Below are 13,018 nucleotides of genomic sequence, written 5' to 3'. Positions count from 1 at the left end.
TCGGAAAAACCCCGCCTCGCGCGGGGTTTTTTAATGCCCGGCCTTGATGGGCTACCCGAGGTAATCGCGCAGGGCTTGCGGCGGATTGGCGAACAGCTCTGCTGTAACCACCGGCGCCTGCGCAACGCCGTCCGCCACCAACACCGTCTTGTCGGCAAAGCGCTTGGCATCGCTGGGATCATGCGTAACCATCAGCACCGCAGCCCCGGTGGCGGTGGCAACTTCGTCCAGCAGCTCCAGCATCTCCGCCTTCAGGGCGGGGCCCAAGGCGGCAAAAGGCTCATCCAGCAGCAGCACGGGCCGCGCCCGTAGCAAGGCCCGTGCCAGTGCCGCCCTGCCCTGCTGCCCGCCGGAAAGCTGCCCCGGCTTGCGTGCCCCCATGCCTGCAAGGCCCACCCGTGTCAGTGCAGTGTCGATCTGCGCGGTCTGCGCAGAACTCAGCCGCAGGGTCGGTGACAGACCCAACCCAAGATTCTGCGCCAGCGTCAGATGTGGGAACAGATTTTGATCCTGAAACAGAATGGTCAGCGGCCGATCCCCCGGCGCAATCTCGGCCAGATCGCGGCCCTGCCACAGCACGCGCCCCTGCGCCGGCGCGAAGAACCCGGCCAAAGCCATCAGCAGCGTCGATTTTCCGGCACCCGATGGGCCGATCAGCGCCACGCGCTCGCCCGCCGCGACCTGCCAGTCAGCTGTCAGCCGGAAGTCATCTTGTTGCAAAACCAGCGTTTCAAGCGTCAGCATAGCGGCTTCCCAATCGGTCAAAGGCCCAGAACAAGGCAAAGCTGAGCGCCACAAGGATCAATGCCGCAGCGGCGGCCTGTTGCAACCGATAGGCCCCGATCAAATGCTGCACGAACAGCGGCAAGGTTGCGCCGCCATCCCCTGCAAACAGCGCAATCACCCCCAGATCGCCCATCGACAACGCCGCCGCCAGCCCCGCGCCATAGCCCAAAGGCCGCGCAAGCCGGGGCAAAGTGATAAACCGCAACTCCGACCGGCGTGGCAGACCCAACGTGGCGGTCAAACGGCCATAATCGGCCTCCAACTGGCGGGCCTCGGGCAACAGCAGGCGAAACAGATAGGGCAATGTCAACGTGGCATTGACCAGCACTGTCACCGGAAGCGCTAGGGTTTCCGGCGTCACAAAGGGGCGGACCGCAAGAAACAAGCCGGTGCCGAGCACCAGCGAACTCGCCGAAAGCGGTAGCATGGCGGCAAGCTCGATCATCCGACTGCGGCTGCGTGCGGCAGCTGTCGCCAAGATCAGCGCCACGCCCGAGGCCAGAATTGCCGACACCGCAGCAACAGACACCGAACGCAGTGCCGCGGGCCACAGCCCGCTGGGCAAATCGAGCAAACCGGGCAACCCCTTGATCACCACCGCCAGCAACGGTGCAAACAGGAACAGCGCGGCGGCCGCAATGGTCAGCGCATCCACCCCCTCCCGCCAGTCTTGCGGCGCGAGGGTGTCAAGGCTGCGCCCCAATCCGGCACCAAAGTTCTGCGGCAAGGTCATCCGCGCCGCCAGCAGGGTGATGCCTGCACAGAGCGCAAATTGCACTGCCGACAGCATGGCCGCGCGGCCCAGATCAAATTCAAACCGCAAGGATTGGTAGATCGCAAGCTCCAGCGTGCTGGCCTTCGGACCGCCCCCCAGCATCAGCGCGATGGCAAAACTCGCCAGACAAATCAACAGGATCACCGCGAAAATCCCCGGAAGCTGTGCGCGCAACATCGGTGCTTCCAGATGCCGGAACTGCGCGGAGGGCGGCAATCCCAGCGATTTCGCCAGACGAAACCGCTCCGCCGGGATCGACTGCCAACCATGCAGCAACATCCGGGTGGCGAGCGGCATGTTGAAGAACACATTCGCCAACACCACGCCATGCAGGCCAAAGATCGAAACCTCGGGCAGCCCCAGCCACTCAAGCCCGGTATTGATCGGCCCACCCCGGCCAAACACCGTCAGCAGCCCCATCACAGCCACCACAACCGGCAGCACAAACGGGGCCGCCAGCAGCCGGATCAATACCCCCCGCCACGGAAAGCGGCGGCGAAACAAGGCGCGGGCGACCGGGATCGCCAGCAAGCTTGAAATCCCCGCCGAAAGGCTGGCTTGCAGCACGGTAAACCGCAGGGCCTGCCAATCCGCCGGGGCCAAGGCAAAGCTGTCCGCGCGTGCGGCCACCATCGCCGCACTGCCTAAAATCAGCACGGCGATGGCAAGACTCAGCCCAAGGGCTGGGCCTATTGCGACAGCGCGGCTTGCCATTCCGCAATCGCGGGTGCGCGGGCAGCGTCGGCCTCAGATGCCGACATCAGCAGGGATTTCGCGGGCTGCACCAGCGTTTCAAAGCCCTTCGGCAAGCCCTCCGCCGGGGTTTTTGCCGGATACATCCAGTTCGTGGTGATCAGCACAGACTGCGCCGCATCCGCCGTCAGATAGGCCAGAAACTGATCCGCCAGCGCGGACTGTTGCGACGAGGCCAGCTTGCCCGCCACTTCAACCTGCATGTAATGCCCTTCTGAAAACGCCGCCGCCGCCTTGCTATCGTCATTCTCGGCGATCAGGTGATAGGCGGGCGAGGTGGTGTAAGACAGCACCATATCGGCCTGCCCCTCGGTGAACATGCCGTAAGCTTCCGACCAGCCGGGCGTCACGGTGACGATGTTATCCGCCAGATCGGCCCAGACCTGCGGGGCCTTGTCGCCGTAAGCCGCCTTCACCCACAGAACCAGCCCCAGACCAGGTGTGGAAGACCGCGGATCCTGAATCACCACTTTCAGATCAGACGCCGCCAGTTCTTCGAACGAACTTGGCGGGGTGGCCACCTTGGTCTTGTCATAGACGAAGGCAAAGTAGCCCCAGTCGAACGGCACGAAATTTGCATCCTCGAACGGCACCGGAAGCGTGTTGGGCTGGGCCGTGACCGGCGCGAACAGCCCGGTTGCCGTGGCCGCAGCGGTCAGGTTGGTGTCAAGGCCGACCACGACATCGGCCTTGCTGTCCGCCCCCTCCAGCTTAACCCGTGCCAGCAAAGCGGCACCATCGCCTGCGGTGACGAATTGAACGTCACAGCCACAGCTGGCCTCAAAGCCCTTCTCGATTGCGGGGCCGGGGCCCCATTCAGAGGTGAAGCTGTCGTAGGTCAGCACGGTAAGAACGGGGGTGTCGGCTGCCGCCTGTGAGGCGATGACAGCGAGGCCCGCAGCGAGGAGTTTGGTGGTCATGTGTCTCTCCAACGTTGCGACGGAAATGGTCGGGGATGGAGAAATCCAGCACCTTCCCTCCGCCGGTATGATCCGGTTCAGGTTCAACGGGTCCGCATCGCTGCATCTCATCCTTCGGGTCGTTTCAACAAAACGACCGTGGGCACCCCGAGGTGGGGCGAAGCATAGGGAAACCCGTGTTAGGTGCAAGGGGGAGTTTGGGATGAGGCGTGTCCACGCGTGGACACGATGCGTGCGGCTATGATTTCAATGGGTTATGGGTGTGCAGTTTACCAAATTTTAGGGTTTGCACCCCCGTAACACTCTTTGTCTGGCAAGCATTTAAGTGCGTTAAGCCCGCAATGTTGCTGAGACACAGCAGCCATCGCTCAATGATCCTATGCCGCACACTCATCTTGCGCCATGAAAGCGCGCAATCCGGCTGCAGGATCATCGTCAAACCTGTCCTCGGTCAAAGCCAGTTCTGCGATGCGGTCGAACCGGAAGGTGCGAAAACCTTGCCGCAGTTCGCACCAAGCCGAAAACATCCAGCCATCGCTCAAGTTCCAGATCGCCAGAGGGCGGACACGGCGATCAGAGCACTCTCCGCCTGCGCCCCTGTAGATCATCTGCGCCACGAACCGCTTGCGGATCGCAGCGCGCAGCAACGCTGCATGTGGCGGAGCATGGGAATTTTGGCGCAACGTGAAATACGGCGCATCGGCCAGTTTGCGCGCCTCGGGCTGCGGCATGCTGGCTTGAATTTTTGCGCGGGCTTCGCGGGCGGCCAAGATCAACGCCGGATCGCCCGCAGCCTCTGCAAAGGAAAGCCCGACGGCCAGTGCCTCCAACTGGTCATAGGTGAAGGTCATACTTGGTAGGTCAAAACCGGGCCGCAACAGATAGCCAACACCGGCCTCGCCCTCAATCGGAAGACCAGAGGCCTGAAGATGGGCAATGTCGCGGTAGATGGTGCGGCTGCTGACTTCCAGATGCGCAGCAAGGTCATCTGCCCGGCTGACACCACGGCCCCGCATTTGGTTAACCAATCTGAAAAGGCGTTCTGCGCGGCGAATGGGCTTCCCCTTTCTGCGTTCATCCAAGCAGGGTGGCTCGGAGCTATTCTCTAGCATGCAGCGCCCGTTCCCGCGAGTCTTGAGCGCGCGATACCGGATCCCCGCGCCGGACATCTGGCGCGAGGACGGCCTGAAAGGGCATTGCGGCTAGTCGGCGGCGGTCGCCTCAATCTCAATCATAAGCGGCAAAATCGCCAGTCGGGTGACGCCCAGCAAAGTCATCGGCGGTGCAGCTCCAAGTCGGCCGAACCGGATGCCGAGCAGGTCGAAGTGCTGCATGGCCGCGTCGACATCAGTGGCGAAGATGGTCAGCTTCGTGACATTGGCCAGACCCATACCCGCCGCATTCAAGACAGCCTCTACGTTATCCAGCGCAAGCTGCAACTGGCCCCGCATATCGCCGGGATGCTGCGGATTGCCCTCGGCGTCGATGGCGCTCTGGCCGGCGCAGATCAGGTGCCGGTTAGCGGCTTGCAGGATTTCGCCCTGATTGTAACCAAGCTTCAGCGACCACGGCCACGGATTGACTGGTGTTCTTTTCATAGCCTGTGCTTCCTCATCACGTTGTTCACAGTCCAGTAAGAAGCACAGCCCTGCTGACAGCGTGGTGTCAGGAGTGAAGCCGCACCGCGCAGGTTTTTTGCGGAAGCGTCGCTTGGGGATTTCAGCCGCGTGTCGATTTTTCTGCGAAAAATCTTCTGTCTGGCGCGGGCTTGGCTTATTGGGGGAACAAAGAGGAGCCTGCCCATGAGCCTGAACACCTTCGGTCATCTGTTTCGCGTCACCACTTGGGGCGAAAGCCACGGGCCTGCGATTGGTTGCACGGTGGATGGCTGTCCTCCGGGGATCAAGTTGAGCGAGGCGGATTTGCAGCCTTGGCTGGATCAGCGGAAACCGGGGACCAGCAAGTTCACCACGCAGCGGAAAGAGGCGGATGAGGTTCGGATTCTGTCGGGGGTGTTTGAGGGGGTCACAACCGGGACGCCGATCCAGTTGATGATTGAGAACACCGACCAGCGCAGCAAGGATTACGGCAACATCGCGCAGGCGTTTCGGCCGGGGCATGCGGATATCACCTACCATCAGAAATACGGGATCCGGGACTATCGCGGGGGTGGGCGGTCTTCGGCGCGGGAGACGGCGTCGCGGGTGGCTGCGGGGGGGGTTGCTCGGGCGGTGTTGGCTTCGTTGGCGCCTCAGGTTCGCATCAGCGGGTATATGGTGCGGATGGGGGTGATGGGGATTGATCGGTCGCGGTTTGATGCGGGGGAGATTGGGAGGAACCCGTTCTTCTGTCCTGATCCGGTCGCGGTGCCGGAGTGGGCTGACTATCTGGATGGGTTGCGGCTGGACCACAATTCGGTGGGGGCGGTGATTGAGGTCACGGCTTCGGGGGTGCCTGCGGGGTTGGGGGCGCCGATTTATGGGAAGTTGGATTCGGATCTGGCGGCGGCGATGATGTCGATCAATGCGGTGAAGGGGGTGGAGATCGGGGACGGGTTCGATGCCGCGACGTTGACCGGGGTTGAGAATGCGGATCAGATCAGGATGGGGGCGGATGGGCCCGAGTTCTTGTCGAACCATGCGGGGGGGATCTTGGGCGGGATTTCCAGCGGGCAGCCGGTGGTGGTGCGGTTCGCGGTGAAGCCGACCTCGTCTATTCTGACGCCACGGGAGACGATTGATGCGACCGGGGCGGAGATTGATCTGGTCACCAAGGGGCGGCACGATCCTTGCGTGGGGATCCGGGCGGTTCCGGTGGGGGAGGCGATGATGGCCTGCGTTCTGGCCGACCATCTTTTGCTGGACCGGGGCCAGACCGGCGGGGTTCGGGGCCGGATCGGGTAGGGTCCCAACTCGGGACCTTTTTTTGTTGTTTTATATCAGTGGATTGGGGTGAGGCGTTAAGGATTTGTTATGCCTCTACTATTGTAATAGGTTACGCCCTGAACGCGCACGTATCCTCACAAGTGTTCGTTCAAGTTCGCAGGATCAACATCTTTCAACGATTTCCAAATCGTTTCGCAGACAGCTATCCAAGTGTCGCTAATGCCAAGCGAAATGTACTTGCTTGGTACGCCACGCAACTCTGCTATCTGATCAATGGTTGAGGCCCCTTCTCGCACTTTGTCACGATCCGGTTTGCGATACTCTAACGGGTAAATCAGTTCGGTCGCGATGATCTCAGCAAGCCGTTCTGAGTCAGCCTCTGGAACCGAGAAGTCATCGAAAAGCCCCGAACCATTTTTTAAGCTATCAATTGTCTGGCAAGGGTCTGGCTGATGGTCTCCGGTCTGGTCAACAAGCAAATGGCACATCTCTTTTACAGTTGCAAACCGTTGCCAAGTGATGTGTTCGCCTTCCATAACCCAAATTTTGTTAACTTTGCCTTCCTCATGACGCTCGACAAACGCCCGATGGAAATCACTTTTTACCTTCACAGTCTTCTTTTCAATTACAAAGCCTGTGAGGGTTTGGATAATCCACTGAAGGTTTTCAATACTAACTTTCCCGCCGGCTTCATCGCCGTCAGTGTGCATCCAATAATAATGATTAACTCGCTTGGCTTGGTAAAAAGCATCAAACAACTTTAACAGCTTGTCAGACAAAATTTTACCTCTCGCCGTGGCCCAAATTATGGCTATACGGCGAAGAAGTAAGAGTCAACTGCTTGTGCTTATATGGCCTTTTTAAGGCTAAAGTCACCAAAATCGAGTGGTTGGGTCTGGCCTTGCGAAATAGCGTTTTGTATATTGAGTAGGTCTTGAAGAACTTGCTCACGACTGCCTTCATCAAGATTCTTGTGAAGAAACTTGACATCGACTAGGCCCTCGTCGCGGCACTTAGCCTGATAGAGGGACTTCACACCAGTTTCTGCATCATCAAACATCGTCGCCTCCTTTGTCCGCCTAAACTCAACAGTGTCCAGAAAAGTGCTCATGAGACTCTCAACATGTGAGCCACTCGTGCATCCTTCAGACCCAGCTACGCCGCCAATGCGGCAATTCTTTGTCACGCCTTCAGTCCGCGGCCCTCTCTCAGCGGTAAGCACCGCCAAGACAATCGCGCCCTCGACTGCTTCAGTCGAACGCGCTTCTCCGCTAAGTCTTTTAGTCATCGTTTGTACTTCTCTTACCCCTATTTGATTGATTCCGCGTCAAGGGGCTTGACACAGTTCTACACCTATACCTGCACAACATACAATATCTTGACAAACCGTACATCGCTTCTAGCGACTGATTCGGCACACTTTTCGCCGTCGCGAGCCGCTCGCCCGCACGTCAGTCAAGCAACCTTTACTCTTGACATATGGGGCTGAAGAAGCCGTCGACAAGCGCAAGCTTCTCATCATCGAGTTAAATAGTCATTAATTTCATCATCACAACTCTCAGTGGCCCCTCCTCGCCCTGATCACCCCCTCGGCTGAAACTGCCGCTCGATTTCGTCGAAAATGTCGTCGATCAAACCTGCTTTGCGGGCTTCCGGCCCGGTGAAGCGCATGATCCAGCCGTTGCGGCAGACTTCTCGCCTTATCGTCAGCCCCTGTTTCAGGGTCAGCAGCCGACGCGGGCGGCCGGGTTTGGTGGGGGTGGGGTCGGACTCGGGGGCGAGGGCCTCGGCGAGCGTCGGGATCAGGGCGGCCCATTGGCTGGGCAGGCTATAGCTCCGGTTTTCCTTGAGAATCTGATGGATGAGGGGGGTGAGGCCGCCTCGGAGGGCGGCTGCGAGGCGCTCGATCTGGTTTTGTGAGAGCAGTTCGGGGGTGGTGAAGGCATCCTCTAACTCCTCGGCCACAAGGGCGAGGGTGCGCAGGCGGGTGCGTTTTTGTTTGGTGGCGGTGGGGTGCAGGGCGGCGATGGCGGCGTCGATGGTGGGGAACAGGTCTTGGGCGACGCAGGTGGCGAGGGTGAGGCCGCGCTCCCACGGGGTGAGGTTTTCGCGGATTTCGTTTTCGGCGATCATTTGCGCCATCGCGTCGGGGATCGAGGCGGGGGTGCGCAGGAAGGCGGGGATGGTGGTGTGGGCGCTGGGGTTGCGGCTGTGCAGCAGGCGGGTGGCGGTGAGGCGGCGCAGGCCGGAGATCAGGCCGTAGCGGTGGGTTTCGGTGGGTTGGGAGAGCGCCCAGACCTCGATGGGTTGGCGCAGGCCATCACGGGCGATGGAGGCGGCGAGGTCTTCAAGCGCTGCGGTGTCGAGGTGCGAGCGGTCGCGCAGCAGGGCGTTTTCGAGGATTTCGGCGGTGGGGATCTGGGTGATGTCGGGGTGCATGGTGGCCTCCTGTCTGGGGTGCAGGGTGCCGGGGCGTGGTTAAGGTTGGGTTATCTGGGCGCGCTGTAGGATTTCGGGGTGGTCGTGCAGGTAGATGCGCAGCCAAGGGGTGAAGATTTCGGGGGTGGTTTGGGTGTCGTGCAGGAGTTTGGCGAGGGGGACCCAGGCGGTGTTCATGACTTCGCTGGGGTTGGGGGTGATGTGCAGGGTGCGGGGGGCGTGGGCGGTGAAGATCTCGACGAGTTCGTGTTCGATCATGTCGGGGGGCACGGGCGCGCGGTATTCGACTTGGCCGGCGGGGGTGAGGTGCAGGTTGGTGAGGCCGAGTTCTTCGTGCAGGCGGCGGTGGGCGCAGGTTATCGCGGGTTCGTCCCAGTGCGGGTGGGTGCAGCAGGTGTTCGCCCAGAGGCCGGGGGTGTGGTATTTGCTGAGGGCGCGTTGCTGGATCAGGACGTGATCGCCCGAGAGGACGAAGACCGAGACCGCCTTGTGGCGCAGGCCGCGGCGGTGGGTTTCGAGTTTATCGGTGGCGGTGAGGGTGCCGTTGATCCAGGCGGGGATGAGGGTCATGACGGGCCTTCTCGCGGTTTTGCCGGGTGTGGCGCGGGCGCGGGCGGTTTGCAAGGGGGATCAGCCCGGAACGTGCAGGATGATGCCATCCAGCGCTTCGGTCATTTTGATCTGGCAGGACAGGCGGGAAGTGGGCTGGCGGTCGGCGTCGGTGACGTCGAGCATGTCGTCTTCAAAGCCGCTGGGGGGGCCTGTGCGGGCGGCCCATGCGGGATCGACGACGACGTGGCAGGTGGCGCAAGACAGCGAGCCGCCGCATTCGCCGATGACATTGGGGATGTTGTTGGCGACGGCGGCTTCCATCAGGTTGAGGCCGGGTTTGACGGTTGCGGTGACGGTTTGACCGTTGGGGAGATGCCAGGTGGCTTGCATATAACGCTCCGGTTTGGCGGAGATGCCGGGGGCCAGCCCCCGGGCCTCCGGGATATTTATGCCAATGTGAAAGCGGCAGAGGATTCTTTGCGATTTTCGCGCCGCACTCGTGTGTGTTTACCGATTGGAAGGGATTGGCGGGCTACAGATACCAGATGTACCAATCGCGCAGGGCGTCGGGATCAAGCAGGGCGGTTTTCTCAACCTCGGCGCGTTTCATATAGAGGTGGTTTTCGACCAAGCCTGCGCCTACGGCGGTGGTAAGGGGGGTGTCGGCTTCCAGATCATTCAGCGCCTCGGAAAGGGAGGCGGCGGTGCCTTGGGTGGCGTCGTTAGAGGAAAAGCCGTTGCCGGATTCCATCGGCTGTAGGGCATATTTGCCCTCAAAGCCAAGCAGGGCGGCTTGCAGTATGGTGGCTGTAGCGGTGTAGGGGTTTGAGGTGGCATCGGCCATCCGGTGTTCCAGCCGGGCCTTCTTGCCGCCTTCGGCAGAGACGCGGACGGTGACGTTGCGGTTGTCGCCGCCCCAGTTGCACCAATAACCCGACAGGCTGGCAGGTTGCAGGCGGTTATAGGATTGGGCGTTGGGGGCGATCAGGCCCGCCATGGCTTTGTGATGCTGCATCCAGCCGGCGATGCAGCCTTTGGCGAGCGGGTTGAGGTTGTTCGGGTCGCCATGATCGCCATTGGCCAGCGCGTTGTGGTCTTTGGCATCGGAGAAAGACAGGTTGATGTGCATGCCATTGCCGCCTTTGCCGGGGATTGGTTTCGGCAGGAAGCTGAGGATCACACCATGATCCCAAGCAATTTCGCGGGCCATTTGACGGAACAGCACGACAGTATCGACGTGATCGACAGCGGGGCCGAAGGTCAGGGTGAATTCATATTGCGGGGTGTCATATTCGGCGGTGATCAGATCCAGCGGCAGGCCGATCTCCTGCGCCTTGTTCCAGATCGCATCGGTGAAGCGCTTGGGATCGCTGAAATTTCCGGTGCCATAGACCACGCCGCCGGGGGTGTCGTAGGGCACGATCTGACCGTTTTCGTCGCGGATGAAGGCGTAAGCTTCCAGCTCGATGCCGACTTTCGGGGTCAGGCCGTGTTTCTCCCACGCGGCAACCGCGCGTTTCAGGGCAGAGCGCGGGCACATCGGGATCGGGGTGCCATCGGCGGCGTAGAGGTCTCCGGTCACGACTTTGGTGTTCGGCTCCCAGCCTTGGCGGATTTCGTCGCCCTTCCAGCGCAGGGCCATGTCGGGGAGGCCTTCGAGACACTTGGTGCCGGGGGCTTCGATCAGCAGGTCTTTGTCGTAATGCACCGAAAAGGTCGGGCGGGCGAAGCGGCTTTCGTCGTCTTTCAACTTGCTGGCGGGCAGGTATTTGCCGCGCATGATCGACAGGTGATCGCAGAACATCGCGCGCAGGCGCTGGGGGTGATCGGTCATGGTAACTCCCTGAGGCGGCTCTGATGGCCGCTTTTTAGTCGCTTAATTGAGCGTGACGCTGACGGGCAAAGATTTCAGCCCGCCGACGAAATTCGAGCGCAGGTATTTGTGATCGCCCGCAGGTTCGATCTTGCGGATGCGTTTGGCAAGTTCTTCGAACAGCACACGAACCTCTAGGCGGGCGAGCCACATGCCAAGGCAGACATGCGGACCGCCTTGCCCGAAAGCCATGTGGCGGTTGTTCTGGCGGGCAAGGTTGACGCGCATCGGATTGTCGAAGGCGGTCTCATCGCGGTTGCCGGACAGGAACCAGTATACCACCTTTTGGCCCGCCTTGATCTGCTTGCCGTGGTAGTCAAAATCGCGGGTGGCGGTGCGGCGGAAATAGATCGCCGGGGTGGCCCAGCGGATGATTTCATCCGGGGCGGTATCCCAGACGGTGCCGGATTGCAGCAGCGGCAGCAGTTCGGGCTGATGGGCAAGGGCTTGCAGACCAGCCGCGATGGAATAGCGGGTGGTGTCGTTGCCGGCGGCGACCAGCAGGCAGAAGAAATTGCGGAATTCGTGTTCCGGCATCACCGTGCCATCGGCGGCGGGTTCCATGATCAGTGGCAAGATGCCCGAGCGGTCACCGGAAGCGGCTTTGCGGGCCATCAGGTCTTTGGCATAGACGAACAACTCGGCCCCGGCGGGGGAGTTGAACGGCATCATGCGGAATTCATCGGTGGTCATCTTGTCGAGGACATGGGTGGTGAAATCCGGGTCTGTGTTGGCGATCAGCGCATCGCCTTTGGCAACCAGCCACGGCAGGTCTTCGTCGGGCGTGCCCATGATGCGGCCCAGCATCCGCATCGGCAGTTGGCGGGCGATTTCGGCGGTGGCGTCGAAAGTGCCTTTCGGCAGGGTATTATCAAGGATGTCGATGCAGATGTCGCGGATCACCTGTTCAAACTGCGCGATCACCGGGCGCGAGAAGGCTTTGGCGACACGGATACGGGTGGCCATATGCTCGGCGCCGTCGGTTTCCTGAAAGGTGCGGCGGGCGAGATATTCTTCGTAAGACTGATCCTCGATGCGGATGCCACGGGCGGAAGACAGCAGATCGGTCTGGCGGTTGAGTTCCAGAATATCGGCGTGGCGGGTGACGGACCAGTAGTTTTCGCCTTGGGCATAGTCGGTCCAGTGCATCGGATCCTCGCGGCGCAGGCGGGCGAAGGTGTTCAGCGGTGCACCCTGCGCGAAGGCATCATGGCTGGACAGATTGGCATGGCCATCGTCAGTGGGGGTCCAGAGCGTCATATTTCCTCGCTTGCCGTGGGGCTGATTTATAAATATGCTATACATGTTCATAAATATGTAAAGAGAAAGATTATGCATATTGCGGTGCTGGTGGCGAACACCGATGAGAGCGACTTTGCGCAGGCGCATCCGAAGGATGGCGCGAAGTTTGCCAGCCTGTTGCAGGGGCTGCGGCCGGAGTGGCGGATGAGCAGTTTCTCGGTGAAGGATGGCGAGTTTCCGGCGGATGCGGCGCGGTTTGACGGCTGGATCATCACCGGCAGCCCGGCCTCGGTGCATGATTCGGACGCTTGGGTGCGGCGGTTGTTGGGGCTGATCCGGCAGATCGTGGCGCGCGGAGAGCCGTTGTTTGGCGCGTGCTTTGGGCATCAGGCGATTGCGGTGGCTTTGGGCGGGTTGGTTGGCGACAACCCCGGCGGTTGGGTGTTTGGGGCGGTGGATACGGTGATGGAGGGGGCGCAAATGCGGCTCTACGCGGCGCATAGAGAGCAAGTTTTGGCGGTGCCAGAGGAGGCGGTGGTGCTCGGGGGCAATGCGGATTGTGCGGTGGGAAGCTTTGCGATTGGGCGGAGCGTGCTGACCACGCAGTATCATCCCGAGATGACGCAGGGGTTCATGACCGCGCTGGTGGCGGAATATGCGGATAAATTGCCTGCGGAAGTGGCGGCGCGGGCGCGGGCGTCTCTGGCGGTTGCGTCGGACCTGGATGTGATCGCGGCGCGGATGGTGCGGTTCTTTGAGGAAGCCGCCGTGGAACCGTTACTTTAGGCCGTTT

The 13,018-nt window shown here is 60.9% G+C and carries 14 protein-coding genes and 1 riboswitch; of the genes, 2 read left to right on the top strand and 12 right to left on the bottom strand.

The window, feature by feature from the left end; genetic code table 11:
* Nucleotides 1-51: 51 nt before the first annotated feature.
* The 5 genes from U1A24_RS08415 to U1A24_RS08395 form a co-directional block, all read right to left on the bottom strand.
* Entirely contained in the window at nt 52-744 is a 693-nt protein-coding gene (locus U1A24_RS08415; RefSeq protein WP_322321534.1) for an ATP-binding cassette domain-containing protein, read from the bottom strand.
* On the bottom strand, nt 731-2,275 hold the full coding sequence (locus tag U1A24_RS08410; protein WP_322321533.1) for a thiamine/thiamine pyrophosphate ABC transporter permease ThiP: 1,545 nt from the start codon (nt 2,273-2,275) through the stop codon (nt 731-733). The genes U1A24_RS08415 and U1A24_RS08410 overlap by 14 nt, the downstream gene beginning before the upstream one ends.
* Complete coding sequence (thiB, locus tag U1A24_RS08405; RefSeq protein ID WP_322321532.1) at nt 2,251-3,234, bottom strand: thiamine ABC transporter substrate binding subunit; 984 nt, start codon at nt 3,232-3,234, stop codon at nt 2,251-2,253. The genes U1A24_RS08410 and thiB overlap by 25 nt, the downstream gene beginning before the upstream one ends.
* A gap of 37 nt (nt 3,235-3,271) precedes the next feature.
* Nucleotides 3,272-3,394: riboswitch (TPP riboswitch) on the bottom strand.
* Nucleotides 3,395-3,611: 217 nt separating this feature from the next.
* Nucleotides 3,612-4,346, bottom strand: coding sequence for a helix-turn-helix transcriptional regulator (locus U1A24_RS08400; protein WP_416173475.1), 735 nt, complete (start codon nt 4,344-4,346; stop codon nt 3,612-3,614).
* Between the two features lie 90 nt (nt 4,347-4,436).
* Complete coding sequence (locus U1A24_RS08395) at nt 4,437-5,060, bottom strand: RidA family protein (protein WP_322321530.1); 624 nt, start codon at nt 5,058-5,060, stop codon at nt 4,437-4,439.
* Here U1A24_RS08395 and aroC point away from each other — a divergent pair.
* Nucleotides 5,037-6,137 (top strand): chorismate synthase, encoded by a 1,101-nt coding sequence (gene aroC, locus U1A24_RS08390; protein ID WP_322321529.1) that lies wholly within the window; start codon nt 5,037-5,039, stop codon nt 6,135-6,137. The genes U1A24_RS08395 and aroC overlap by 24 nt on opposite strands.
* Nucleotides 6,138-6,253: 116 nt before the next feature.
* On the opposite strand, the gene U1A24_RS08385 is transcribed toward aroC, so the two are convergent.
* The 7 genes from U1A24_RS08385 to U1A24_RS08355 form a co-directional block, all read right to left on the bottom strand.
* Nucleotides 6,254-6,898 carry a hypothetical protein gene (locus U1A24_RS08385; RefSeq protein ID WP_322321528.1) on the bottom strand — a complete coding sequence of 215 codons (645 nt, stop codon included), beginning with the start codon at nt 6,896-6,898 and terminating at the stop codon, nt 6,254-6,256.
* Between the two features lie 68 nt (nt 6,899-6,966).
* Nucleotides 6,967-7,179, bottom strand: coding sequence for a hypothetical protein (locus U1A24_RS08380; RefSeq protein WP_322321527.1), 213 nt, complete (start codon nt 7,177-7,179; stop codon nt 6,967-6,969).
* A gap of 521 nt (nt 7,180-7,700) precedes the next feature.
* On the bottom strand, nt 7,701-8,558 hold the full coding sequence (locus U1A24_RS08375; protein WP_322321526.1) for a ParB/RepB/Spo0J family partition protein: 858 nt from the start codon (nt 8,556-8,558) through the stop codon (nt 7,701-7,703).
* Between the two features lie 39 nt (nt 8,559-8,597).
* Entirely contained in the window at nt 8,598-9,128 is a 531-nt protein-coding gene (gene idi, locus U1A24_RS08370; protein WP_322321525.1) for an isopentenyl-diphosphate delta-isomerase, read from the bottom strand.
* A gap of 60 nt (nt 9,129-9,188) precedes the next feature.
* The gene (locus U1A24_RS08365; protein ID WP_322321524.1) at nt 9,189-9,500 is read right to left on the bottom strand and encodes a 2Fe-2S iron-sulfur cluster-binding protein; all 312 of its coding nucleotides are present in this window, start codon (nt 9,498-9,500) and stop codon (nt 9,189-9,191) included.
* Between the two features lie 142 nt (nt 9,501-9,642).
* Nucleotides 9,643-10,944, bottom strand: coding sequence for a glutamine synthetase family protein (locus U1A24_RS08360; RefSeq protein WP_322321523.1), 1,302 nt, complete (start codon nt 10,942-10,944; stop codon nt 9,643-9,645).
* 42 nt (nt 10,945-10,986) lie between these two features.
* Nucleotides 10,987-12,243: a cytochrome P450 gene (locus U1A24_RS08355; RefSeq protein WP_322321522.1), complete on the bottom strand. Its 1,257-nt coding sequence runs from the start codon at nt 12,241-12,243 to the stop codon at nt 10,987-10,989.
* 72 nt (nt 12,244-12,315) lie between these two features.
* Here U1A24_RS08355 and U1A24_RS08350 point away from each other — a divergent pair, with 72 nt between their 5' ends.
* On the top strand, nt 12,316-13,011 hold the full coding sequence (locus U1A24_RS08350) for a type 1 glutamine amidotransferase (RefSeq protein WP_322321521.1): 696 nt from the start codon (nt 12,316-12,318) through the stop codon (nt 13,009-13,011).
* Nucleotides 13,012-13,018 lie beyond the last annotated feature (7 nt).

The sequence above is a fragment of the Cypionkella sp. genome, from assembly GCF_034376685.1.
GTDB lineage: Bacteria > Pseudomonadota > Alphaproteobacteria > Rhodobacterales > Rhodobacteraceae > Cypionkella.
The sequence above is the reverse complement of the archived record's forward strand: the minus strand, read 5'-3'. Positions and strand labels throughout refer to the sequence as shown.